Annotated in this window: 24 protein-coding genes; 13 read left to right on the top strand and 11 right to left on the bottom strand. The window is 35.2% G+C overall.

Annotated elements, in window-relative coordinates; all coding sequences use genetic code 11:
- Window positions 1–11 precede the first annotated feature (11 nt).
- Together LF887_RS21195 and LF887_RS21190 are read left to right on the top strand one after the other, a co-directional pair.
- Window positions 12–1217, top strand: coding sequence for a hypothetical protein (locus LF887_RS21195; RefSeq protein WP_236856250.1), 1206 nt, complete (start codon window positions 12–14; stop codon window positions 1215–1217).
- The gene (locus LF887_RS21190) at window positions 1202–5056 is read left to right on the top strand and encodes a DUF4132 domain-containing protein (RefSeq protein ID WP_236856249.1); all 3855 of its coding nucleotides are present in this window, start codon (window positions 1202–1204) and stop codon (window positions 5054–5056) included. The genes LF887_RS21195 and LF887_RS21190 overlap by 16 nt, the downstream gene beginning before the upstream one ends.
- Window positions 5057–5178: 122 nt before the next feature.
- On the opposite strand, the gene LF887_RS21185 is transcribed toward LF887_RS21190, so the two are convergent.
- Entirely contained in the window at window positions 5179–5514 is a 336-nt protein-coding gene (locus tag LF887_RS21185) for a DUF3276 family protein (RefSeq protein WP_034679055.1), read from the bottom strand.
- Between the two features lie 99 nt (window positions 5515–5613).
- Window positions 5614–7275, bottom strand: coding sequence for an ABC transporter ATP-binding protein (locus LF887_RS21180; protein WP_236856248.1), 1662 nt, complete (start codon window positions 7273–7275; stop codon window positions 5614–5616).
- Window positions 7276–7366: 91 nt separating this feature from the next.
- Between LF887_RS21180 and LF887_RS21175 the strand changes: the two genes are divergently transcribed.
- The 8 genes from LF887_RS21175 (at window position 7367) to LF887_RS21140 (ending at window position 14985) form a co-directional block, all read left to right on the top strand.
- Window positions 7367–8272, top strand: a complete 906-nt coding sequence (locus LF887_RS21175) for a transcription antitermination protein NusB (RefSeq protein WP_236856247.1) — start codon at window positions 7367–7369, stop codon at window positions 8270–8272.
- 1 nt (window position 8273) lies between these two features.
- Window positions 8274–8783 carry a DUF1573 domain-containing protein gene (locus tag LF887_RS21170; RefSeq protein ID WP_236856246.1) on the top strand — a complete coding sequence of 170 codons (510 nt, stop codon included), beginning with the start codon at window positions 8274–8276 and terminating at the stop codon, window positions 8781–8783.
- Between the two features lie 10 nt (window positions 8784–8793).
- A complete protein-coding gene (gene yajC, locus LF887_RS21165) occupies window positions 8794–9153 on the top strand; it encodes a preprotein translocase subunit YajC (protein ID WP_236856245.1) in 360 nt (119 codons plus the stop codon).
- Between the two features lie 115 nt (window positions 9154–9268).
- The gene (locus tag LF887_RS21160; RefSeq protein WP_236856244.1) at window positions 9269–10003 is read left to right on the top strand and encodes an SDR family NAD(P)-dependent oxidoreductase; all 735 of its coding nucleotides are present in this window, start codon (window positions 9269–9271) and stop codon (window positions 10001–10003) included.
- Between the two features lie 312 nt (window positions 10004–10315).
- On the top strand, window positions 10316–11170 hold the full coding sequence (locus LF887_RS21155) for a mechanosensitive ion channel family protein (RefSeq protein ID WP_236856243.1): 855 nt from the start codon (window positions 10316–10318) through the stop codon (window positions 11168–11170).
- 109 nt (window positions 11171–11279) lie between these two features.
- Window positions 11280–12815: a T9SS type A sorting domain-containing protein gene (locus tag LF887_RS21150; protein WP_236856242.1), complete on the top strand. Its 1536-nt coding sequence runs from the start codon at window positions 11280–11282 to the stop codon at window positions 12813–12815.
- 157 nt (window positions 12816–12972) lie between these two features.
- A complete protein-coding gene (locus LF887_RS21145; RefSeq protein WP_236856241.1) occupies window positions 12973–13542 on the top strand; it encodes a Crp/Fnr family transcriptional regulator in 570 nt (189 codons plus the stop codon).
- 174 nt (window positions 13543–13716) lie between these two features.
- On the top strand, window positions 13717–14985 hold the full coding sequence (locus LF887_RS21140; RefSeq protein ID WP_236856240.1) for an adenylosuccinate synthase: 1269 nt from the start codon (window positions 13717–13719) through the stop codon (window positions 14983–14985).
- A gap of 80 nt (window positions 14986–15065) precedes the next feature.
- On the opposite strand, the gene LF887_RS21135 is transcribed toward LF887_RS21140, so the two are convergent.
- The 3 genes from LF887_RS21135 to LF887_RS21125 form a co-directional block, all read right to left on the bottom strand.
- Window positions 15066–15485 (bottom strand): bleomycin resistance protein, encoded by a 420-nt coding sequence (locus LF887_RS21135; RefSeq protein ID WP_236856239.1) that lies wholly within the window; start codon window positions 15483–15485, stop codon window positions 15066–15068.
- An 80-nt stretch (window positions 15486–15565) separates the two neighbouring features.
- Complete coding sequence (gene aspS / locus LF887_RS21130) at window positions 15566–17320, bottom strand: aspartate--tRNA ligase (protein ID WP_236856238.1); 1755 nt, start codon at window positions 17318–17320, stop codon at window positions 15566–15568.
- Between the two features lie 139 nt (window positions 17321–17459).
- On the bottom strand, window positions 17460–17819 hold the full coding sequence (locus LF887_RS21125; RefSeq protein ID WP_236856237.1) for an ankyrin repeat domain-containing protein: 360 nt from the start codon (window positions 17817–17819) through the stop codon (window positions 17460–17462).
- 112 nt (window positions 17820–17931) lie between these two features.
- On the opposite strand from LF887_RS21125, the gene LF887_RS21120 reads away from it, so the two are divergent.
- Window positions 17932–19326, top strand: coding sequence for an MATE family efflux transporter (locus tag LF887_RS21120; RefSeq protein WP_236856236.1), 1395 nt, complete (start codon window positions 17932–17934; stop codon window positions 19324–19326).
- 153 nt (window positions 19327–19479) lie between these two features.
- Here LF887_RS21120 and LF887_RS24475 read toward each other — a convergent pair whose 3' ends face one another.
- Both LF887_RS24475 and LF887_RS21115 read right to left on the bottom strand, forming a co-directional pair.
- On the bottom strand, window positions 19480–19638 hold the full coding sequence (locus LF887_RS24475) for a T9SS type A sorting domain-containing protein (RefSeq protein WP_410680451.1): 159 nt from the start codon (window positions 19636–19638) through the stop codon (window positions 19480–19482).
- The gene (locus tag LF887_RS21115) at window positions 19622–19822 is read right to left on the bottom strand and encodes a hypothetical protein (protein ID WP_236856235.1); all 201 of its coding nucleotides are present in this window, start codon (window positions 19820–19822) and stop codon (window positions 19622–19624) included. Before LF887_RS21115 ends, LF887_RS24475 begins: the two co-directional genes overlap by 17 nt.
- Window positions 19823–20082: 260 nt before the next feature.
- Here LF887_RS21115 and LF887_RS21110 point away from each other — a divergent pair, with 260 nt between their 5' ends.
- The gene (locus LF887_RS21110; RefSeq protein ID WP_236856234.1) at window positions 20083–20202 is read left to right on the top strand and encodes a 30S ribosomal protein THX; all 120 of its coding nucleotides are present in this window, start codon (window positions 20083–20085) and stop codon (window positions 20200–20202) included.
- A gap of 59 nt (window positions 20203–20261) precedes the next feature.
- Here the strand turns inward: LF887_RS21110 and LF887_RS21105 are convergent, their stop codons facing one another.
- The 4 genes from LF887_RS21105 to LF887_RS21090 form a co-directional block, all read right to left on the bottom strand.
- Window positions 20262–20915, bottom strand: coding sequence for a DUF937 domain-containing protein (locus LF887_RS21105; protein WP_236856233.1), 654 nt, complete (start codon window positions 20913–20915; stop codon window positions 20262–20264).
- Window positions 20916–20996: 81 nt separating this feature from the next.
- On the bottom strand, window positions 20997–21437 hold the full coding sequence (locus LF887_RS21100) for a hypothetical protein (protein WP_236856232.1): 441 nt from the start codon (window positions 21435–21437) through the stop codon (window positions 20997–20999).
- Window positions 21416–22255: a protein O-mannosyl-transferase family gene (locus tag LF887_RS21095; RefSeq protein WP_236856231.1), complete on the bottom strand. Its 840-nt coding sequence runs from the start codon at window positions 22253–22255 to the stop codon at window positions 21416–21418. The genes LF887_RS21100 and LF887_RS21095 overlap by 22 nt, the downstream gene beginning before the upstream one ends.
- Before the next feature lie 2 nt (window positions 22256–22257).
- Complete coding sequence (locus tag LF887_RS21090; RefSeq protein WP_236856230.1) at window positions 22258–22767, bottom strand: DUF2480 family protein; 510 nt, start codon at window positions 22765–22767, stop codon at window positions 22258–22260.
- A gap of 155 nt (window positions 22768–22922) precedes the next feature.
- Between LF887_RS21090 and lpxB the strand changes: the two genes are divergently transcribed.
- Complete coding sequence (gene lpxB / locus LF887_RS21085; RefSeq protein WP_236856229.1) at window positions 22923–24026, top strand: lipid-A-disaccharide synthase; 1104 nt, start codon at window positions 22923–22925, stop codon at window positions 24024–24026.
- Window positions 24027–24047: the final 21 nt, after the last annotated feature.

The following is a 24047-nucleotide window of genomic DNA, read 5'->3' as shown; positions in this document are numbered from 1 at the left end:
CAATATACTACATGGAAATCACAAAAAAATTAGAATCGAAAAAGCTTATCAAGAATTATTACGAAAAACTAAGGAAAGATTTGGTGGAACAAACTGAAAAAGGTTTATCTACACATGTTTTTCCGGAGAAGCCTATGCTTAAGAAAGAAGTAGCAGAATTAGGCTTATTCTTAATGGGAAAGACCAATTATTATGAGGCAATGACTCTGGGTTCAAAAGAAGCAGAGAAGCTGAAAGAATATATAAAACCTGATATTTGGGAAGATGCAGATTACTATAAACTTCTGGTTTACTATTTTGGAGAGAATGCTGATCTTGTAAAACATGCATGGAACAGAATGCCTTACAAAATGTATCAGACGAGTTATTTCCGTCGTTCGTTTCGTGCGCCTCATAATGAAAGATATGTACTGATGAATCAGGCTAACCTGATGAGGGAACTGGTTCGGGCTCCATCTGTTTACTCTTATGACAGTCATGATCAGAATTATGATTTATCATTGGAAGAGCAGATTGTCTATGATAATGAAGTGTCAAATAATTCAAGCCAGTTCTATGTTTGGTCAGCGGCAATTGATACAGGTAATACAGCCATTTATCAATTAATTGAAGATATTATTTTTAATAAACATACGGAAGGAAAGGTTTCCAGAAACATCGTTAAAGCTTTACTCAACAGTGAAAAGAAGCATTGTTGGGAATTGGTGGAAAAACTTTTACTGGCGGCACAGAGACAAGAAGGCCTAAGACAAACTATATTGGAAGCTTTAGATGAAACCAGTATAGGGGCTTTGGAATATATGACCAACGTGATTGTAGAACATAAGCTTACCCGTTTTTCATCTGTTGTACGGTCTATAGATACCTGGACCGGATTGGGCTGGGAATCAGAAAAAGAATCAGTAGTCAAGAATATTGTATCGTTGGCTCATACATATTTCAGCAATCCGGAACTTGTTCCTGATGCCATTAAAAGCAAAAATAATAATGAAGTCTATATGGGCCTTTGGGTACAGGGGGTATGGGATGTGGATAAAACAGTTCCTTATCTGCATCAGTTGTTTGACAAAGGAAGTGTAGAGAAAAAATGTCTTGCGATAAAATTTGCTACGGAAACCGGTGATCCTTACATTCAAATGCCCTTGTATTATAAGGCCGTACTGGGGGGAATGCAGAGGTACTGGCATTTGCTGGGAGCCACTTGTCAGAATTATTAGGATCCAATACCCATTCTAAATTCTTTATGAATAATGCCGATTATCCGGATTTCTTTGAAAAAATCCACGAACTGACGCAAAAAATAGAGGTAAAGGAAAAGAAATTTGAAGGGAAAATATTCTCATGGCTAAATGCAACCTTCAAAAAAAGTGATTTGTATGCTTCCATGTTTTATCTGGTAGGAGAAGACAGCAATAAGCTGGACATGGTTTTGTCTTATTTTGATCAGTTTGATCTTGCATTGCGTGAATTACTGACCCGAAATATTTTAGGTGAATTTTATTGCTATTCATTTTCCTACGGACTAGGACAGAAGAAAAAAGCAGTGACTCCTTTCCAAAAGGAATTTGCTTTTAAAATTATAAAGGATAGGGGAGAATCCTTAATTGCCTCAGGAATTAATATCTTGCTTCAAAATCCTTTAAACAAAGAAGAGATTATGACTTTCTTTGATATGTTTAAAAGAAAAGGTGGTGTACTCCGTAAGAAACTCATACAACTGGTTACAGAACAAGAAGACGAAGTAGTGGCCCCGTTGGTTGAAGAATTAATGACTAAAGGGGACGTGGAACAGAGAGCTGCATCTCTGGATATCATGCTGCAGCTTCAAAAAGATAAAAGAGCATCTTCTCAGATTATCCGTTGGACACAACAGTATTCTGAAAGATCAAAAATTTCTGAAAGAGAAAAAGGCTTACTGGAGCAGATTAATCCTTCAGGAGAACAGACCATACTTTCCGCTGAAAACGGATTTGGATTTTATGATCCTTCCGTAATTTCAAAGTATGCATTACCCAAGGTAGAGGCAGATTCAATATATGTGCAGGCAACCAAAAATGATAAATATGGTTTCACCCTATCCATTGCCAAGATAAAAGAAGAATTAAAAAAACTTAATGATTTATTTCTGCAGCATAAAGACCATGAATATGAATCAGAGGAGTGGGATAATTCTGTAACCAAAGTATTAATGGGAAATACTTTCCGTACGATTAAAAGAAATACAGAGGGGTTTACTCCTCAGCAGTTAGCCGAAAATTATCCCCTGCATGAAGTATGGGAACAGTGGTTTAAAGATTCAGGAATGCTGCCGAGAGATTTATTTTTGCTGACATTTGCTGAAAATTGCGACCGAAAAGTCTTTAGAAATTTTCTGGAAGATTACGTATTCTATCATAAAGAATTTATCCCTAACCCTACAAAAGGAACTTATTATTGGGAAAACCCTATCAATATGATTCTGGGTTCATTAAAATATAAGTTCGTCTTTGAGGAAGTGATCGATTTTGCAATAGATGCTTGTAGTACACTATTTGCCAACCTTCCTGAAGATGTTATTAACTATAAGGGAAAAGATAGTGGAGATTATTATTACCGGGATCAGGGGAACGGCTGGCAGCAACTAGGCTTTTTTGATGCCTTTTTATTGTCTATCCCTAAGAAGAATCTTACAGATGAACAGCACATCAAGCAATGGAATTTATACCGATGGATGCAGTATAACGGATTGCCGGAAAACATTACAAAGTCTGTTCCTAACTTCTATTTCTTCTGTAAAGCTTACGAATTAAAAGTTATTACAAAAGGAGAGTTGTTTGAGGGAATTCTGACTGCTGATTCAGCGATCAGTGACCTTACAACAATTAAATCCAATTATAATACTGAGAAATATTTAGAATCATTTCCTTTCCTAAAGCCTATGATTGAAGAAATTCAGGATAAGTTTCTGGATATAGAACTGATTCGTGGAGATTCCAATACTTCGGTTTCACACTTTGTACAGCAGTTTCGATCTATTTATGGAGCCCATCGTTTCGTTCAGATCCTGAAAGGATTAGGTAAATCTGGATTATATGCCAATTACATATACAGTTATGGAGACGAAAGTATGACCAAGCAAAAGCTGTTCTCCTGGCTTATTTCTAACTGCTATCCTTTAGAAAGTGATACTCAGAAATCATTTGATGAAATCGTAAAAAAAGAAAATATTACAGAACTTCGTTTAATACAGGCTGCAGTATACGCACCGCAATGGCAGCATTTTGTAAGCAGCTATTTAGGTTGGAAAGGATTAGATTCAGCGATCTGGTGGATGCATGCCCATACCAAAACAGGAGCCTATGAGGCGCAAAATGCAAAACTGGAAAGTGAAGTGGCAAAATATTCATCAGTAGACATTCAGGAATTTAAAGACGGTGCGGTAGATAAAGACTGGTTTACAAAAGCCTATAAGGAGCTGGGAAAAACCCGTTGGGAGATGTTATACGAATCTGCTAAATATATATCAGATGGAAATGGACACCGAAGAGCAAGGCTGTATTCTGATACACTGGCAGGAATTTTAAAGATCAAAGAAGTAACCGCAAAAGTGAAAGATAAACGTGATCAGGATTATCTTCGTGTATATGGACTTGTACCACTGAGTAAAGCAAATCCTGAGAAAGATGTGCTGAGCCGGTATGAATATATCCAGCAGTTCAAAAAAGAAAGTAAAGAGTTCGGTTCCATGAAGCAGGCGAGTGAAGCACTGGCTATTCGCGTAGCTCTGGAAAATCTCGCCCGTAATGCCGGTTATCCGGATCCGATAAGATTAACCTGGGCAATGGAAACCAAACAAATTCAGTCTCTCTTATCAAAAGATACTCAGGTCACCATTGATGGGGTTACAGTAGGTTTGATCATAGAAGATAATGGAAAAGCCGAATTAGTTGTTTTTAGGGATGATAAGCAATTAAAATCTATTCCGCCAAAGATTAAGAAAGATAAAGCAGTAGTGGAGTTGGGGAATAATCGTAAGATCATGCGTGAGCAATGGATTCGCTCCAGAAAAGGACTGGAAGAAGCAATGATAAGAGGTGATGAATTCCTTTTAAAAGAGATCAAGACTCTTTTTGAACATCCTGTTATTGTAAAACATTTAGAAAAGCTTGTATTTATTTCCAATGATAAAAAAATAGGATTCTTTGTCAGTGGAAATCTTGTAAACGCTGATGGTGAGATTCAGGAATTGAATGAAGATAATACTCTGCGTATTGCTCACTGTGTAGATTTGCATCAGCATTCTGTCTGGAGTGATTATCAGCATTATTGTTTTAAAGAAAAACTGGTACAGCCATTTAAACAGATATTTAGGGAACTTTATGTCCCTACGCCAGATGAACTTAAAGAAAGATCTGTGTCACGCCGTTATGCAGGGCATCAGATTCAGCCAAAGCAAGCACTGGCACTTCTAAAAACGAGGGGCTGGAAAGTAGACTATGAAGAAGGATTGCAGAAAGTTTATCATAAAGAAGGATTCCAGGTAAAACTCTATGCTATGGCAGACTGGTTTTCACCTGCTGAGGTAGAAAGTCCAACTCTGGAGACTATAGAATTTCATTCATTAAAGGACTACAAGAATATACCTTTTGAAGAGATCAATTCAAGGTTGTTTTCAGAGGTTATGAGGGATATAGATCTGGTTGTTTCAGTAGCTCATGTTGGAGATGTTGATCCTGAAGCAAGCCATTCATCTATTGAAATGAGAGCTGTATTAATGAAAGAGACAGCCCGTTTATTCAGATTGGATAATGTAAGAATCAATGGCTCCCATGTATTTGTAAAAGGGCAGATGGCAGAATACAGTGTCCATTTGGGAAGTGCTGTAGTACATCAGGTACCGGGGAAATATTTATCAATACTTCCAGTTCATTCACAGCACAGGGGGAGACTATTTCTACCTTTTGCAGATGATGATCCGAGGTCCGCAGAAGTATTGTCTAAAGTATTACTGCTGGCCAAAGACAACGAAATACAGGATCCAACTATATTATCGCAGATAAAGCGTGAGTATGTATAAATAAAAAATGGGGGGGACACTTGCAATAGTGTACCCTTTTTTTATTTTTATGTAATAAGTTGCCTTTCAGACATAAAAAAAGCATCTTTTTCAGATGCTTGTGTTTTTAGATATTCTTTTTTTTAAACTTCGTCGTCAGAATCTATTGTATAAGATTTGCTTTTAAAGTCTTTGTCATGTTTTTCTGAAATTACATCCTCACCCTTTTCGTTAATGATGAAATCTGTGGACTCATTAAACATCTCCTGAAAACTCTTAAAATCTTCCTTGTAAAGGTAAATTTTATGCTTCTCGAATGTAGCTTCTCCATTCTCTCCAAAATTCTTCTTACTCTCTGTAATAGTAAGATAATAATCTCCTGCTTTCGTCTCGCGCACATCAAAGAAATAAGTTCTTCTCCCTGCTTTTAACACCTTCGTGAAAATTTCATTTTCATGGCGTTCCTTGTATTCACTCATTGTTAGATATTTTTTAATCTTGTTAAGAACAAATATAAAAGAATTCTTTTAATCACAAAATTTTTTTTATGATTTATTTAACAATTGAGAACGAAATGGCTAAGCAGTTACAGAATTGGCAATTTCTGTGAGGTTGATGATTTGATCGGCTTTTTGAGCGCTAGACTCTCTGTGCGTGATAATTATGGAGGTAGCATTACTGATTTTTTTATCTATATTTCCGAGAATATTCTGCTCCGTTTCAGTATCTAATGCAGATAGTGAATCGTCGAAAATAATGATTTTTGGATCCTTTATTAAGGCTCTTGCAATACATATTCTTTGCTTTTGTCCTCCCGAAAGCATTACCCCCCGTTCACCGACCAGTGTTTTATATTGATCTTTAAACTCAATAATATTTTTGTGAACATCTGCAATCTGAGCATACTCTACAACCTGTTGATGAGAAGGGTGGTTAATGGCAAAACCAATGTTGTTTTCAATGGAATCTGAGAATAAATAGCTTTCCTGAGGAATATACCCGATGAAGTTTCTGTAATTCTCAATATTATGCTCTTTAAGGTTTTTACCGTCAATTAAGATTTCTCCTTCAGTAGGATCTATAAGCCTGCATAAAAGTAAGGCAATGGTTGATTTTCCGCTTCCGGTTTTACCCATGATCGCCAAAGACTCTCCAGCCTTTACCTTAAAGCTTAAATTATCCAGCGCTTTGATTCCCGTATTGGGATAGATATAAGATACATTTCTGAATTCAATATCTCCTTTAATAGGATAGTTTTCAAAGTTCGTATTCACAATCTCTGATTTTTTATCCATGAATTCATTGATTCTTTGCATAGATGCTTCAGCTCTTTGATTGACAGAAGTTACCCATCCTACCATAGAGAAAGGGAATATCAGGGTATTGATGTACATAAAGAAATCAGCAATCTTACCGATACTTAGCTCTCCTGCAATATATTTAGCCCCTCCAATCCAGATAATAGCAACATTCAGTAATCCTATTACAAATAGAATAATGGTAAAGAAATAAGCCTCTGTTTTAGCAAGATCAAGTGCTTTGTTTTGGTAATCAGTTACTTTTACCCCATAGTTTTTTTCGATGTATTTTTCTCTTGCAAAAAATTTCACCACACGGATTCCCGAAAAACTGTCCTGTACGAAAGTTGAAATAGCAGACTGGCTTTTCTGCATTATCTTAGACTTCTTATTAATAATTGAACTCACCTTATAGATAGCCAAAGATAAAATAGGAAGTGGTAATAACGTCCACAAAGTCATTGAAGCATCCGTTTTTACCATGTAAATGGCTGTGATCACCACAAGAACAATAAGATTGGCAACATACATTACTCCGGGACCTAGATACATTCTTACAGCCACTACATCTTCACTTAATCTGTTCATTAAGTCTCCAATGGTCGTCTGCTTATAATCCGTTAAAGATAAATCCTGATAATGCCTGTAAATTTTATTTTTAAGTTCATATTCGATTCTTCTGGAAGCAACAATGATTGTCTGTCTCATCATGAAGGTGAAAAAACCTGTCAAAAGTGAACAGCCTACAATAATTCCTACATAGATAAGAACCTGATGATTGAAGCCAAGATTTCCATTTTTTGTAAGCTCATCCACAGATTTTCCTACAAACTGAACTTTATATATATTAAAAAAATTACTGGCAATGATGAATAATACCCCCCAAAACAAAAGTATCTTATGTTTCAGAAAATAAGGGTTTAGGGTTTTTAGCGCTTTCATATAGTTTTACAAAATTACAAAAATGTCATCACACTACGAATTTCATCAATTTTAAATTTTGTATCTTTGCACCCATAAAAAAGCTCTTTGAATGTTAGGAAGACGACAAATCCGTGAAAAAGTAGTACAGACCGTGTATTCATACTACCAAAATCCTGTAAAGTTCGATGTTTTAGAGAAAAACATGTTTGCCGGGATAGAAAAAATCTATTATCTATACATCTATCAGCTCAACTTTTTGGTGAGCCTGAAAGAATTGGCAGAAAATCAGATTGAAATTGGTAAGAATAAATACCTTAAAACCGATGCTGATATTAATCCTAACCAAAAATTCATCAACAATCAGGTATTGCATAAACTGGAAGAAAATCCTGAAAGATTATTTTTCACAGGGCAGCACAAACAGCTAAAATGGGATCTGCATGATGATTTATTGGTGAAAACTTTCCAAAGAATTACCGCCGGAAAGCGTTATCAGGATTTTATGAAAGAAGATGGTTATTCTTTTGAAGAAGATCAGAAATTTATCGGCAAATTATTTTTAAGATATATCGCTGAAAATGATGATTTTCATGATTATCTTGGAGATAAGGAACTTTCATGGTATGATGATATCCATATTGCGAACTCTATGGTGCAGAAAACAATTGGTTTCCTGAGAGAGGACGAAGAAAGCAGAACACTGATCAAAATGATCAAAGATGAAGAGGATAAGACATTCGCAGCTAAGTTGTTGAGAGATACTCTGAATAATTGGGAAAGCAATGAAAAGAAACTGGAAGAGAGATTAGAAAACTGGGATCTGGAAAGAGTTTCTTTAATGGATAAAGTTATTTTGTCAACGGCTATTGCAGAACTTGATAATTTTGCTTTAACCCCTTCAAGAGTTATTATTAATGAATATATTGAAATTGCAAAAGTATTTGCTACAGACCGTTCAAATATTTTCGTTAATGGTATTTTAGATAAATATTGTAAAGATCAAAATAGAATATAAAATGAAAAAGACGTTATCAATTATCGCCTTGTCTATTATTGGTTTTGGGTTGGTTTCATGTAAAAAAGAAAACAAAGAAACTCAAAACGCTGAAACTATAGTTACAGATTCTGCCGCAGCAGTTACTCCGGTAATCGGTGATTCTACAGCCCATCCTGCTACAGGTGAAGCAGCTGCAGCTCCGGTTTCAAACGAGCCTTCTACTTCTCTTGCTTTATCTGAAAGCAACTTTGACTTTGGAAAGATCAAAAAAGGAGATAAAGTAGAGCACGTATATGAAGTGACTAACACAGGGAAAAATCCATTGATCATTTCTGAAGTAAAGCCAGGATGTGGATGTACAGCTCCTGATTTCACGAAAGAACCTATTATGCCTGGTAAAAAAGGTAAAATTACATTGCATTTTGACTCTTCAAACTTTGACGGAAACGTTCAGAAGTATGCAGATGTTTTTGCAAATGTAGAAAAAGCTCCAATCAAATTAACGTTCACTGCGAACATTCAACCATAATATTAAAAATATGTTGACATTATTTTTACAGGCCCAGGGATCTTCACCAATGATGCTGATCATGATGGGTGTAATGTTTGTAGGATTTTATTTCCTGATGATAAGGCCTCAGATGAAAAAGCAGAAACAGGAGAAAAACTTCCAGGAAAACCTTAAAGTAGGAACCAGAGTGGTACTTACATCCGGTCTTCACGGAAGAATTGCTCAGGTTCAGGATGATGGTTTTGTAATCGAAACGTTATCTGGAAAGCTGAAGTTTGAAAAAGCGGCTGTTTCAAGAGAAATGACAGAAACCCGTTTCGGAGATAAAGCAAAAACTGCTGACAAATCAGCTGACAAAAAAGAAATAGAAACTGAAGAAAAAAAATAATTCAGTTTTAAAATATTGAGCTGCGGCGGGTGAACTTTGTTCACCCGCCGCAGCTTTTTTTATAGAAACCCTGCTAATCATTTGTGTTGTTTACGGTTTAAATTATCTTTGCTGAATGGATCAAAACACCAACAAAACGGTTCTTATTTTAGGAGCGAATTCAGATGTGGCAAAACAATGTATTAAACAATATATTTCAAAGGGATTTTCTGTAGTCGCAGCTTCCAGAAACACTCAGTCTTTGGAAGATTTTACCCTTGAAAATAATCTGGACCGTTCAAAAGTTACTGTTTTGTATTTTGATGCCGCAGACTTTAATTCTCACCAGAAATTTTATTCCGAACTTCCTGCAAAACCTCATACTGTAGTATATGCTGCAGGTTTTCTTGTAGATAATCATAAAGCCCTGACTGATTTTCAAGGAGCTAAACAAATGATGGAGGTTAATTATATGGGTGGGGTATCCATTCTCAGCATTATTGCAATGGATAAAACTAATAGAAATCTCGAAAGAATTATAGGTCTTTCTTCTCTTTCCGGTGTGAGGGGAAGGAAAAGTAATTTTGTCTATGGTAGTACAAAAGCCGCTTTTACACAATTTCTGGCAGGATTACGACAGGAATTAGCTTCCCGGAAAATAATTGTTAATGCTCTGGTTATAGGATATATCCGTACAAAGATCAATGAAGGATTAGAGCTCAACGAATCTTTAATAATGGAACCCGATTATGTAGCTGGATTTATTGTAAATGCCAGAAATTCCTTTACCATTGTTCCTGGTTTTAAATGGAAAATCATCTATCATATTTTGAGACTTTTACCCGAAGGTTTGGCAGCGAAACTTCCATAACAGTAGGTGCTTATTGTAAAGCTTAATGTGCATTTAAAGAATGATAACCACAGTTCGGTATCTTTTTTGTTATTCTATGAACCAAAATTATTTCTTCTTAGCAGGATTCAATTTCTAAGTGATCATTGAGTAAAGGCGGACCTATCTGTTCTGCTGTTAATCTCTTTTTCATGTATAATATTATTTCTTTAACTCCTGGAGATTAAGGCTGATTTGTTTTTGAAAGCAGAGCTGTTTTCTTTCAATAATCATTCTTAAATTCCTTGAGGCAACGTAAGTTATTCATATAAATATTAAAAATAAGTAGCATAAATGGACGATTTAAAATTGAACAACATTCAACAACATTGGGATACCTTAATCTCTTCAGCAATTTCATGGGCACCGAGAATTTTCACTGCAGTTATTTCTGCATTGCTAATTTATATCATTGGGTCATGGATGATAAGGATGATTAAAAAACTGGTTGCAAAAGGCTTCAGAAAACGTAATATGGAAGCTTCTTTACAGCATTTTCTTCTCAATATAATCAACTGGGGACTTAATATTCTTCTTTTCATTGTAGTAGTCACTCAGCTAGGGGTACAAACCTCTGCATTTGTAGCGATGATTGGTGCCGCAGGTTTGGCAATAGGTCTGGCGTTACAGGGCTCACTGACAAACTTTGCCGGAGGAATCCTTATTTTATTATTGAAACCTTTTAAGATAGGTGACTTTATTTCTACTAATAGTGGGGTTTCAGGAACTGTACAGGCTATAGATATCTTTCATACAAAATTAGTGACTGCCCAAAACCAATTGATTGTTATTCCTAATGGAGTAGTTTCTAATAACAGCATTACTAATTTTAGTCAGCTAGGATCTAGGAGAACATCCATTGATATAGGAGTTGCTTACGATGCTGACCTTAAAAAGACAAAGGAAATCTTAATGAGTATTATTAAGAGCAACGAGTATGTTTTTGCAGATCCTGTGCCGCAGGTAATGGTGACTGAACTTGGAGATAGCGCAGTTAATTTATCCATAAGAGCAACCACTTCTACAGAAAACTTCTGGAAAATGAATGAAGAATTGATTATCAACTGCAAAGAAGCTCTTGATAAAGCCGGAATAGGAATTCCTTTTCCACAGAGGGATGTGCATGTTTTTAGTAAACAGACGATATAATTCATTTTGAAAAATAAAAAACTCCTGCATTATCCTAATGTAGGTTTTTTTGTGGAGCCAAATTTCTTAGCTGGATATTATGTTATATTTGTACATAAATTAAATAACCATGATAAACAGGCTTTTCCTTTTTTTAGGAGTCTTCTGCGCAGTAATATCTGTCGCTGCTCAAAATCAATTTCTTGATCCTACTTTTGGAACGAATGGAGTAGTTACCTACTCTCCGGGGAATACTTTCAATTTTAATTATGAATCAGGAGCTATCACTTCACAGCAGAAGATTATTGTGAGCGGGAGTTATTATAATACCCCTAATAATAATCAGTATCCAACTAATGTTGTTCAGAGACTAAATGCTGACGGCACAATAGATGGTAGTTTTAATACGGTATTTATTCCGGCTTCATTAACTACAAACTCAATTCGTATGTTAAGAATGAATATTCAATCTGATCAGAAAATTTTGTTAGGTGATATTTTGGGTAGAAGGTTGATTCGCTTACATGAAAATGGAACTTATGATACAGGGTTTGGTAATAATGGAGTTGTTAATATTTCTATTTTTGACCCTTATTTCGCTCCTAACGGAATAAGCACATTTAAACTAAGTAATATTCTGCTAACTAATACTAATAAAATTTTAGTATGTATAAAGGTAATAATAAATCAAGAATCAAATTTTATGATTGCACGGCTTAATGAGAATGGTTCTATTGATACAAGCTTTGGAAATAATGGATTATTATTGCAGGTTGCTGAATACGGAAGCTTAATTCTTCAAAACGATTCAAAAATTGTATTTATAGGTCAGAGAGCTGATGAAGTATACATAAAAACACGATATACAGAAAATGGTATTTTAGATAGTACCTATAATAATAATGCACTACAATACACTCCTTTAGCAGGTCATGTAAATGTTTTATTTAATGCTGTAGGTAAGGATAATAATACTTATATATACGGAATTTCTCCTTCCTTAACTTCATTCACTGCTTTTATTAGTTTAATGAAGTTAAATCAAAATGGCGAATTTGATACTAGCTTTGGGGTAAATGGAGTTGTAAATGAGCCTTATTACTATAATAACAATAATTATCTTGTTGATACAAATATTCATTATCCAGGCTTGTTGTTAGATAATAGTAATAATATATTTGTCGTAAATATGACAAGTCCTACAGGAAATGCTGCCAATATGAACCAGTTTATTAAGAAATTTAAAAGTAATGGAACTGTTGATAATGGTTTTGGAAATAGTGGTGTCGTGGATATTGATTTGAATTATAAAGAATTTGTACAATCAGCCATTATTACACCTGATCAGAATATAATGATTTTTGGTAATCACCAGACCCCAAGTAAGGGTATTATTACCAAGGTTTTAAATAATACGAATACAATGGCTGCAAGAGAGGGAATTATTAAAAATGAAGTCATTAGTATTTATCCTAATCCTGTAAAAGATATTCTGAATATAAAGGATGGAAAAGCTAAAGATTTACATATTGAAATAATAGATGCAAGTGGTAGATGTATTTTAAAGACAATGGTTAATGAAAAAAAAGTAGATATAAGCCATCTTGAAAAAGGAATATATTATCTTAATACTGGGAATACTACCCATAAATTTATAAAAGAATAAAAAATAAAGACGGGACTTTATCGTCTTTATTTTTTACATCTATCAATACTGATTAATTTGCAGCAAAATTTTAAAATTGCTTTTTACCAAATGACAATTGTTTTTACAAACCACTTTTATACCTTTATCTTTCCGCACTCTGTGGATAAAACAAAACATGGAAGAGCTTTTTAACTACATTAAAAAATTTGGAATCCTGAACGAACAGGACGAACTTTTGATTGCACAGGGAATTCAGAAAATTAAAGTGCAGAAAGGAGATCCTTTTATAGAAGCGGGAAAGGTAAGCCAAACGATTGCTTTTGTAAAAGAAGGTGTATTTCGTTCCCTATATTACAATAAAGATGGGGATGATTTTACCCGTTATTTCATCTATGAAGGTCGGTTTATTGGCGATTTTCAAGGGTTTACTGATCAGCTTCCGGCTCATGAATATATCGAAGCAATTACAGATGCAGTAGTCCTTGTGATTGATCTTGACCATTTTAAGGTATTAGAGAAAGAAATTAAAATATGGCCGGTTTTATTTGCCAGAATTCATGCATTCGTTGTAGAGAATAAATTGAAAGTAGCAAGCATCATGCTTAATCAGGATGCAAAATCCCGCTATCTCCATTTTTTAAACCACTATCCGGGATTAGCCAATAGAGTTCCGCAATCTATGCTGGCTTCTTATCTTGGAGTTACCCCCTCATCATTAAGCCGTATCAGAAGGAATATAGTATAGGGAGAGGTAAGAGTGTTTGGACGATGTTTATAGTTTATTTTGTGATGTTTAAAATTCTTTATCTTTCATTAATACTTTTACATAATACATTTTACAAAAAGCACTTCCTTTTTGCCAAATGGCAATGGCCTCACTTTCAAACCTTCATAGCTTTGCAGCATAAAATTTAAATATATGGATATCGTATTAGGACTGCAATGGGGAGATGAAGGGAAAGGAAAGTTTATTGACCTTATCAGTGAAAATTATGACATTACAGCTCGCTTTAACGGAGGATCTAATGCTGGACACAGTATAGAGCGAAACGGTAGAAGAATTACGCTTAAAATGGTTCCTTCAGGAATCTTCATGAAGGAAGTTCAGAATGTAATTGGAACGGGAACTGTTTTGGATCCTGTAAGTTTTAAAAAAGAGATTTTGAATCTTAAAGCATTTGACGAAACTGTTCGCCCTGAAGAAAATATTATTATTTCCCGAAAAGCCCATTTGGTTTTGCCTACCCACAAGCTTCTGGATATTTTCATGGAAGATGACCCTGACTATACAACGATTGGAACCACTAAAAATGGTATTGCACAAGCTTATTCAAACAAAATTTTAAGACAGAACGTAAGAATGGGAGATATATATTCTCCGGATTTCAAAAGTAAAGTTCAGCATATTGTAGAAAGAGATTACAAAATGCTTGCAGAGGGGAATATGATTCTACCTTCTCTGGAGGAAATAAACAATGAGTTTTTTGAAGCAGTAGATTTTCTGAAAATATTCAATTGTACAGAAACCGAGATCTATTTGAATAAAGCTTTGTCTGAAGGGAAAAAGATATTGGCGGAGGGTTCTCAGGCCGCAATGCTGGATATTGATCATGGTACCTATCCTTATGTTACATCTTCTTCCACAACGGCATCGGGAGCCAGCAGTGGATTGGGGATTTCACCAAAAAAAATCGAAGAAATATATGGGATTGCTAAGGTATATTGTACAAGAGTAGGGAACGGAGTATTTCCAACAGAACTTTTTAATGAACAAGGTGATGAGATAAGAACGAAGGGAAGGGAATTTGGTTCTAACACCGGACGTCCAAGAAGAACGGGATGGTTAGATTTGCCTGCTTTGAAATACGCGGTGATGATCAATGGGGTAACTCAGTTGGTATTAACAAAATCTGATGTTTTAAGCGGACTGAAATCTGTTGCTATTTGTACTCATTATGAGCTTGAAGATGGTACATTACAAACCGTTTCCGGGGTACTTCCGGAAAATGCGAAACCCGTTCTTAAATGGATGCAGGGCTGGAATGCAGATTTTGCCAATATGAAAAGCAGTTCTGAATTGCCTTCAGAATTAAAAGAGTTTTTATCATTTCTGGAAACGGAGCTGGAAGTTCCGGTTACTTATCTTTCCATAGGGGCTGGAAGAGAGCAGATGCTGAAAATGAAATAAGTTTATATCAAAATACAAAGCGGGAGTTATTTTCCGCTTTGTATTTTGTTTTTTTCGTTTTTTAAAGCTTAAGATCAGATTTATCCTTTATAATCTCGTTCACCCAGGTATTCCTGAAATCTTAAGAGGTATCCGTCCTGATCTTGAATTAATAATTCTTTGACTCCTTCTTCCTGATCATTTATTCTATACCATTGTTCTTTTGGTTCTTTGAAATAGGTAAGATTGTATTCTTTAATTTTTGCTATAATAGTACTTAAACTGCTTACTTCAATCTGAAAATTAACACCTCTTCCCCTTGGGAAAACAGGTACCTCTGTAATCCATGCTTCAGAATGGTCTTGTTCGAGCATAAATTGAGATCCTTCATAAGAAATCAGCATAAATTGGTCTTCCTTTCGTTCATATTCTAGGGTAAAGCCAAGATACTGTATATAAAATAGGTTAGATTGATTGATATCGCTTACCAGTAATTCAGGAGTTAATTTATTAAAATTCATTGTTTTTGTTTTAAGTGAAATTAAATTCTCATCGCTGGTTAAGGTAATAAAAAAAGCGGGGCAACTGCCCCGCTTTAAATTTATGCTTTTAAATCTAACTTTAATTCTAGTTCATCGAGCTGTGCATTAGCAATAGAAGCAGGTGCATCGATCATTACATCTCGCCCTGAATTGTTCTTAGGGAATGCAATATAATCTCTGATTACCTCATTTCCATCAAGGATTGCTACCAAACGGTCAAATCCGAATGCTAAACCACCGTGTGGAGGAGCTCCGTATTTGAAGGCATTCATTAAGAATCCAAACTGAGCTTCAGCTTCCTCTCTTGTGAATCCTAACAGGTCAAACATTTTAGACTGTAGCTCTTTATTGAAAATTCTGATAGATCCTCCTCCAATTTCATTTCCGTTAAGAACCATATCATAAGCATTGGCTCTTGCCTTTCCGGGATCAGTTTCTAATAAGTGTATATCTTCAGGTTTTGGAGAAGTGAAAGGGTGGTGCATTGCGTGATAACGTCCACTTTCTTCATCAAATTCCAATAATGGAAAGTCTACTACCCAAAGTGGTGCAAATACATCTCCTTTTCTTAATCCTAAACGATTTCCAAGCTCCATTCTCAATGCAGAAAGCTGAGCTCTTACTTTGTTTTCGTTTCCGGAAAGGATCAGCATCAGGTCTCCTTCTTTAGCTCCGAATTTTTCAATGATCTTAGCTAGATCTTCTTCGTTGTAGAATTTATTCACCGATGAGGTCTTCACTCCGTCATTCTGGAATTTTGCCCAAACCATTCCTGAAGCTCCTACCTGAGGACGTTTTACCCAATCTACAAGCTCATCAATTTGCTTTCTGGTATATTCTGCACATCCTTCTACATTGATTCCCACAACCAATTCAGCATCGTCAAATATTTTAAAGTCTTTTCCTTTTACCAGCTCATTAAGCTCTACGAATTCCATTCCGAAACGGATGTCCGGTTTGTCATTTCCATATTTTTTCATCGCATCAGCGAAAGTCATTCTTGGGAAATCTCCGAATTCCTGACCTGTAATGTCCTTAATAAGAGTTTTGGTCATTCCTTCAAAAACATTCATGACATCTTCCTGCTCTACAAAAGCCATTTCACAGTCAATCTGTGTAAATTCCGGTTGTCTGTCAGCTCTTAAATCCTCATCACGGAAACATTTTACAATCTGGAAATATTTATCCATTCCACCTACCATCAAAAGCTGCTTGAAAGTTTGTGGAGACTGTGGCAATGCATAGAATTGTCCCGGATTCATTCTGCTTGGTACTACAAAGTCCCTTGCCCCTTCCGGAGTAGATTTGATCAAAACAGGAGTTTCCACTTCAATGAAGCCTTCATCAGATAAATAATTTCTTACTTTCTGTGCCATTTTATGACGGAAGATCAATTTATCCTTTACCGGGTTCCTTCTGATATCCAGATAACGGTATTTCATTCTTAATTCTTCACCACCATCCGTTTCATCTTCAATGGTGAAAGGAGGAAGTTGAGAATCATTCAGAATCGTTAGTTTCTCTACTAAAATTTCAATTTCTCCAGTTGGAATATTTGGATTTTTACTTACTCTTTCAATTACTTTTCCGGTAGCCTGAATCACAAATTCACGTCCTAATTTCTTAGCCTCTTCCATAAGCTGTGCTGAAGAACGGTCCTGATCAAAAACAAGCTGAGTAATTCCGTATCGATCTCGAAGATCTACCCAAATCATAAATCCTTTATCACGGATAGTCTGTACCCATCCGGATAGTGTAACTTCTTCATTCAGATTTTTCAGAGAAAGCTCTCCGTTGGTGTGTGATCGAAACATAATTATTTGTTTAAAGTTCAATGTTTAAGGTTCAGCCCTGAACCTTATTTTTTTCGTTGGCAAAGATAAGATTTTTGCAGGTTTTATAAATAAAAAAAACTTCCGAAATGGAAGTTTTTGGGTATGGTAATAAGATTTTTTAATCTCTTTTTGCTCCTCTTTCAATCAAATATTGCGCGATCTCCACGTTTTTTGAACTTTCTGCAATTTCAAGAGGAGTCTGGTTTTGACATTTTTTATTAATGTTCACTTTACTGTCCAGCAGAAACTTTACGATAGTTTTTTTTGTTGATAATGTACTGAATCCAAGGGGTGTAAAAGATTCGTTACCTATCGTAAAACATTTGTTGTAATCTCCTGGTGTAAATTGTTTTTTGAATTGTGTTACATCATCAGTATAAATGGCTTTCATTTTTTCCTGTGTCATCTTTTGAGCAGAAAACATATTGGCACATAATAACGCTCCAAATAGAAAGGTGGTAGAGATTATTTTTTTCATAAGGATAATTTTTAAGAATATACAAATCTAAATTAAATTTTATTATCAATTGCTAAGTTTTACTAATAATTGGATTTGTATTTTTGGGTTTAAATAAATTATTGATTGTAAAATGATGAAATATGTTGATTTTTTGAAAAAAGCTTTCAGTGGAGAGGATATAGATTTTACCAAGGTGAATATCAGAAGTGCTGTTTTGCTTTTAGCTATTCCGATGATGCTGGAGATGGCTATGGAATCTGTATTTGCACTAGTTGATCTTTATTTTGTGGGGCATTTGAAAGAAAGTGGTTTTGCTATTCAGACAGTAGGGCTTACGGAGTCTGTACTTTCAATTATGTATTCTATTGCGATCGGAATGAGTATGGCTGCTACAGCTTTAGTGGCAAGAAGGATTGGTGAAAAAAATCCTGAACAGGCTTCCAGAAGTGCTGCACAGGTAGTGTTGGTTTCATTTGTTATAACACTTATTTTAAGCTTGCTGGGAGTAATATATGCTGAAAAAATACTGATTCTGATGGGGGCAACACCCGAAGCTGCTGCTTATGGAAAAGACTTTACAAGAATCATGATGGGAAGCAGTACAATTATTATGCTTTTATTTTTAATCAATGGTATTTTCAGAGGTGCAGGAAATGCAATGATTGCCATGAAAAGTTTATGGATAGCGAATATTGCCAATATTATTCTTTGCCCGATCCTGATCAAGGGTTTAGGACCTGTTCCTGCTTTAGGGCTTACCGGAGCAGCATTAGCAACTACTATAGGAAGAAGTATCGGGGTGATCTATCAGCTGTATCATCTTTTAATAGCAGATACACAGATCCGGATTAAGCTGAATTATTTTAAACCCCATTATGATTTAATCAAATCTATTATAAAAATAGCTACTCCGGGAATATTTCAGTTTGTAATTGCTTCATGCAGCTGGATTTTTCTTGCGGAGCTCGTTGCTACTACCGGAGGCGAAAATGCTTCAGCTGGTTACCAGACTGCATTGAGGCTGATGATGTTTTTTATACTTCCGGCCTGGGGATTGAGTAATGCTGCCTCTACTTTGGTCGGACAGAATATGGGGGCTAATGAAATGGGACGGGCAGAGCAGTCTGTTATGAAAACAGTGAAGTATAATGCGGTCTTTATGTTGATAGTGAGCTTAATCTTTGTTTTTATGGGAAATTTCCTGGTAAGTTTTTTCACCCAAGAGGTTGAAATTAAAGAATTTGCTGAAAATGCACTTCATATAATGAGTACAGGCTTTATTTTCTATGGAATCGGGATGGTGATGATCAATGCATTCAACGGGGCAGGTGACACCTGGACACCAACCTGGGTAAACTTTTTTGGATTTTGGTTATTTCAGATCCCTTTGGCTTATTTTCTTTCCAAGCATTGTGAAATGGGCCCAAAAGGAGTGTTTATCTCAATTCCTGCAGCTGAAGCATTGATTACTGTAATTGCCTTTATTTTGTTTAAAAAAGGGAGATGGAAAACGGTGAAGGTTTAGATGGTGTATATGAAAGATCCCAAAAACTAAAAAAACTTTCCGAAGGAAGTTTTTCTAATAGGATGTATTGAAATTTTTTATAAAAGCCATCATCATTTATTTTGAATGGAATTATTTCTTAATAAATTTAGAAAAGAATCTTCCTTCTTTATTTTATATTGTTAAAATGTAATTTCCTTTAATAAGTGATGATACATTTATTCCTTTACTTCCATCTGCATTATCTTTAGAGAGTACCAGCCTTCCTTCGGATGAATAAATATTCATTTTACCGGTTGCGTTGAAATTTAAAATATCATCCTCCCGGATCATTATCCCATAAATATTCTCCGTTTGTAAGAGTTTCTGCTCCTGTTACGGGAAGGCTTCCCGTATGAACTATATTTTGAAAGACCTGTCCCCAATTTCCCTGGCTGTCTTTAAGTCGAATTGTAAAAGTATGAAATCCATTAGCACAAGGAATAAATGATGTATCTTGAAGTATATCTTCTATCACATTATCAAAATTACCGTCCAGGGCTGCTAATGCTATTGTATTTCCTTATCCTGGATCAGTATCCCATTAGTATTCTCTATTAAAATTTTGATTTCCATTTATTTAAAAGAGAAAAGAATAGATATTTTTAATTTAAGTACATTATTTTACAGAAGAGGTTCTCGACTTTGAACAAAATATTTTAGAAACTTTTACGGGTAATTTTTTGATTTTAAATACATATTTTTTAAATTCGTTATAACAACAAAATACTTATTATTATGGGAAAAGGAGACAAGAAGTCCAGAAGAGGAAAAATCAACGCCGGAAGCTATGGGAAAAGAAGACCCAGAAAAGCGTCAAAATCTGTTGTAACTTCTGAAGAAAAAGCTAAAAAGTAAAGTAATAAAAAAGACCGGAGATCATTTCTCTGGTCTTTTTTGTATAAAAATTAAATTAATTATTTTCCAAAAATATTTCCAAGGATACTGCCTAAGCCGCCACTTTGTTGTTGCTGGTTTCCGCTTCCACCAAGTACATTTCCTAGAATATCACTCAGAGGATTTCCTGATGACTGGGATTGTCCATTACCTAAAACACTTCCCAAAATGTCATTTAAAGGACTGGATTGCTGAGTCTGGGCCTGATTCGTGGCATTTCCAAGAATGCCATCTAAAAGTCCTCCTAAACCTCCTGCACCTACATTGTTTTCTTGTTTCTGCTGACCAATATATCCCATAACTACGGGAGCCAGCATCGCTAGGACAGGACCAATTTTATCAATGGAAATTCCTGTATTTTGTGACAGTTGATTTTCTACCGTACTCTTTTGTCCTCCAAAAATATGATCAAGAATAGAACCTCCTTCGGCTTGTCTTGTTTCAATCTGTGAGGCATCATTTAAGATACTTCCATTATGATCTTTATCTAAAGCATTATTTAAAGACTCTGCTTCTTTAGCATCCTGAGACTTGTTTCTAAGATAAGAAATGATCAGAGGGGTAGCTACAGCCAATAGAGCAATTACCTGGTTTCTGCCGATCCCGAATTTGTTTTCAGCCTGTTCAGCAACCTGGTTGCTTGTGTTCCCTGTTAGTAGATCAATTAAACTCATTTTTTGTGTTTATTAAGGATTAAGTAACCCAAAGCTAACAAAAAATATGCCTTACAAAATCTCTGTACTTCATAATTATTGTTAAAGTTTTCTAATCTGTTCGTTTGTATATCCTTTACTTTTTAGAATCTGTATATACTCAACAGCACTTACTGTCATCCAGTGAATAGGTTCAGGAGCTTCTTTTTTATCAAGCGTAAACTCCAGAATTCCAACGTTGTTGTTCATCCATGGAAGTAAGTAATACTCCAGGCCGCCTTTATATTTTTTATAAGTATCGAATTCTTTGCCTTTTTCAGTAGAAGCTACTATAGTGTAACAAAGAATATAGCCCATGGGAATAAAAAGGCAGACCCACGAAAACTTTCGAAAACTAGCATATTTTACGGAAGACAGACCGTAGCCAATAGCAAGTGCAAAGATAATATTGAAAGGAAGGAAGAAAACATAATTATCTGAAACAGCATAGAATGTTGAAAAACCATACACACATACCGCTCCTACAAAAAAAGTGTAAAACATTTTTTTATTGGATTTAAAGAGTAAAATAACTCCTGCAATTCCAAAAAAATAAATATATTAAAGTTGTAAATGAGATAAGCCAATGATACAAAAAAATCTCTTAAATACTGTGATGGCGTTTTTTTAAAGGAATCTTCCACCCAAGTTCCCTGGCTTGAGGAGTAAACAGAACTCACAGAAAGACCTTGTAAGATATTCAGGATAAATAAAAATGAAAACAATCCTACAAAAATAAATAAAGAAGGATAAAAATATTTTTTCTCACTTCTGAAATAAAATAGGAAAATAAAGAAAGCGGGAATTAAAAGAATATTCTGAATATGCACCCAGAGGCTAACTCCTAGAAAGAAAGCACTCCAGATAATATACTTTTTTTTATCCTCTGAAAATACTTTTATCATTGAAAAGAAAAAAAGACTGATCCATAATGTATTGTAAGTATACACTTCTATAATCTCAGCATTTCTCCAAAACGAAAAACTGAACCCAAAAACTATAGCGGTACTTAGTGAAACCCATTCAGTTTTAATCAAACTTTTGAGGATGAGGTAAATAACAGTAACTGTTGCGGCTCCTGAAGTTACAACCAGAAACCGACTGGCATCAATAGCATTAAAGCCCGTAAGGAGTTTAATTAATATTGCTGTATTTACATATAAAAAGTGGCTTGTTGCATCCGCCACTGTTGCCCATTCTTCTTTTTCCACAGACAATACAAAACCAACGCAGTCGGCAAATGGGATTCTTGAGAAACTTCCTATATAATAAATGCCCCAAAATAGTAAGAATAAAAATAGTACAGATAGATATTTATTCATTCCTAATTCTTTATAATAGGAACATTAGAACATGCTTCTCCGAACATAAGTGATTTTACAACAGGTTTCAGCTGCTCTACCAGTTCTATATAAGCATTTTCAGGAATTTCCTTATCAGAGCAGCCTTTTACCAGTACTCTTTTACCTCTCATATCTCCGAAATCATAAGTCTGTATAGCATTGTGCATCAAAATAACCTCAAGATCCTCACGACTTCCAAAAACAATTTTTTTAGAAACGTCTGTAAGCTTTGCTGTCAGTACAAAATATGCCCAAAGTGGAATTATTGTATCTACAGAATTGTAAATGTATATGTATGAGTCTCTATATTCTTCAGTATCGATTGCTTCCACCTTTTCACGGAAATCTTTCTCCTTAAGGATCATTTCCTGAAAAAGAAAATCTTTAAGATCCACCCCCTTTCTTACCCCTTTTGGAAGCAAGGTAGAAAGGTCAAAATTCACAAGGCCGCTTTCGGCAACTTTATTTCTGATTTCAAATTCTTCTGACATTTTTATCATTATCTTTGGACAAATTTACAAATTAAGATCATATTTATTTTAATTTGTTCTCTATCCTTACCATAGAAACCTCATATAATTCGGAATTATCTATGATTATAGACGGCTATGGTTACACAAACAAATAATAAAAGATTTCGAAAGAAATGAAATACTACATTATTGCAGGAGAAGCTTCAGGTGATTTGCATGGAAGCAATTTGATGAAAGCTTTAAAACAAAAGGATCCCTCTGCCGAATTTAGATTCTGGGGTGGAGACCTAATGACAGCTCAGGGAGGAACATTGGTGAAACATTACAGAGATCTCGCTTTTATGGGATTTCTGGAAGTGGTGATGAATCTGCGGACTATTTTGAATAATATAAAATTCTGCAAAGAAGATATTCAGAACAATAGACCGGATGTTCTTATTCTGGTAGATTATCCCGGTTTTAATTTAAGGATTGCCAGATTTGCTAAAGAGCTGGGAATTAAAGTGGTGTATTATATCTCTCCACAACTTTGGGCCTGGAAAGAAGGGCGTGTAGAGATCATCAAAAAATATGTGGATGAAATGATGGTCATTCTTCCGTTTGAAGAAGATTTTTACAGAAAACACGGTGTTCATTCTCATTTTGTAGGACATCCTTTGTTAGATGCTATCTCTGATCTGAAGGAAATAAGTCCAGAACAGTTTAAGTCTGAAAACGGACTGAACGAAAAAGAAATTATTGCCCTTCTACCAGGTTCCAGAAAGCAGGAAGTGGAAAAGATGCTTGAAATAATGCTTTCCGTAAGGCCGTATTTTAAAAACTATCAGTTTGTAATTGCCGGAGCGCCAAGCCTGCCCAAAGAGTTTTATCAGAAATATGTAGATGATAATGTCCATTTTGTTTCCAACAAAACTTACGATTTGTTGAGATGTTCAAAGGCTGCACTTGTCACTTCCGGAACTGCTACCTTAGAAACAGCATTGCTGAATATTCCTGAAGTCGTTTGCTACAAAGGAAGTAAAGTATCTTACGCCATTGCCAAAAGGCTGGTTAAAAATATCAATTATATTTCTCTTGTCAATCTGATTATGAATAGAGAGGTAGTAAAGGAGCTGATCCAGGCTGATTTGAGTACAAAGAACCTTGTAGAAGAACTTAATAAAGTGTTAGAAGGCCAAAAAAGAGACCAGGTTCTGAATGATTATAAACTGTTAAGAGAGAACCTAGGAGGAAAAGGGGCTAGTGAGCATGCTGCTGATGTGATTTTAAAAGTTTAATCCGGCTTTGAGAATATAAAC

It is taken from the genome of Chryseobacterium sp. MEBOG06, from assembly GCF_021869765.1.
Classification (GTDB): Bacteria; Bacteroidota; Bacteroidia; order Flavobacteriales; family Weeksellaceae; genus Chryseobacterium.
The sequence above is the reverse complement of the archived record's forward strand: the minus strand, read 5'-3'. Positions and strand labels throughout refer to the sequence as shown.

Bases quoted from the DNA above. Each gene is read 5' to 3' on its own strand.
- LF887_RS21125 (WP_236856237.1), bottom strand. From the start codon at position 17,819: ATGAAAAAAATAATCTCTACCACCTTTCTATTTGGAGCGTTATTATGT.
- LF887_RS21140 (WP_236856240.1), top strand. From the start codon at position 13,717: ATGGATATCGTATTAGGACTGCAATGGGGAGATGAAGGGAAAGGAAAG.
- LF887_RS21105 (WP_236856233.1), bottom strand. From the start codon at position 20,915: ATGAGTTTAATTGATCTACTAACAGGGAACACAAGCAACCAGGTTGCT.
- LF887_RS21160 (WP_236856244.1), top strand. From the start codon at position 9,269: ATGGATCAAAACACCAACAAAACGGTTCTTATTTTAGGAGCGAATTCA.
- LF887_RS21150 (WP_236856242.1), top strand. From the start codon at position 11,280: ATGATAAACAGGCTTTTCCTTTTTTTAGGAGTCTTCTGCGCAGTAATA.
- LF887_RS21155 (WP_236856243.1), top strand. From the start codon at position 10,316: ATGGACGATTTAAAATTGAACAACATTCAACAACATTGGGATACCTTA.
- LF887_RS21095 (WP_236856231.1), bottom strand. From the start codon at position 22,255: ATGAATAAATATCTATCTGTACTATTTTTATTCTTACTATTTTGGGGC.
- LF887_RS21100 (WP_236856232.1), bottom strand. From the start codon at position 21,437: ATGTTTTACACTTTTTTTGTAGGAGCGGTATGTGTGTATGGTTTTTCA.
- LF887_RS21090 (WP_236856230.1), bottom strand. From the start codon at position 22,767: ATGTCAGAAGAATTTGAAATCAGAAATAAAGTTGCCGAAAGCGGCCTT.
- LF887_RS24475 (WP_410680451.1), bottom strand. From the start codon at position 19,638: ATGATCCGGGAGGATGATATTTTAAATTTCAACGCAACCGGTAAAATG.
- LF887_RS21170 (WP_236856246.1), top strand. From the start codon at position 8,274: ATGAAAAAGACGTTATCAATTATCGCCTTGTCTATTATTGGTTTTGGG.
- aspS (WP_236856238.1), bottom strand. From the start codon at position 17,320: ATGTTTCGATCACACACCAACGGAGAGCTTTCTCTGAAAAATCTGAAT.
- yajC (WP_236856245.1), top strand. From the start codon at position 8,794: ATGTTGACATTATTTTTACAGGCCCAGGGATCTTCACCAATGATGCTG.
- LF887_RS21120 (WP_236856236.1), top strand. From the start codon at position 17,932: ATGATGAAATATGTTGATTTTTTGAAAAAAGCTTTCAGTGGAGAGGAT.
- LF887_RS21145 (WP_236856241.1), top strand. From the start codon at position 12,973: ATGGAAGAGCTTTTTAACTACATTAAAAAATTTGGAATCCTGAACGAA.
- LF887_RS21185 (WP_034679055.1), bottom strand. From the start codon at position 5,514: ATGAGTGAATACAAGGAACGCCATGAAAATGAAATTTTCACGAAGGTG.
- LF887_RS21180 (WP_236856248.1), bottom strand. From the start codon at position 7,275: ATGAAAGCGCTAAAAACCCTAAACCCTTATTTTCTGAAACATAAGATA.
- LF887_RS21135 (WP_236856239.1), bottom strand. From the start codon at position 15,485: ATGAATTTTAATAAATTAACTCCTGAATTACTGGTAAGCGATATCAAT.
- LF887_RS21195 (WP_236856250.1), top strand. From the start codon at position 12: ATGGAAATCACAAAAAAATTAGAATCGAAAAAGCTTATCAAGAATTAT.
- lpxB (WP_236856229.1), top strand. From the start codon at position 22,923: ATGAAATACTACATTATTGCAGGAGAAGCTTCAGGTGATTTGCATGGA.
- LF887_RS21175 (WP_236856247.1), top strand. From the start codon at position 7,367: ATGTTAGGAAGACGACAAATCCGTGAAAAAGTAGTACAGACCGTGTAT.
- LF887_RS21110 (WP_236856234.1), top strand. From the start codon at position 20,083: ATGGGAAAAGGAGACAAGAAGTCCAGAAGAGGAAAAATCAACGCCGGA.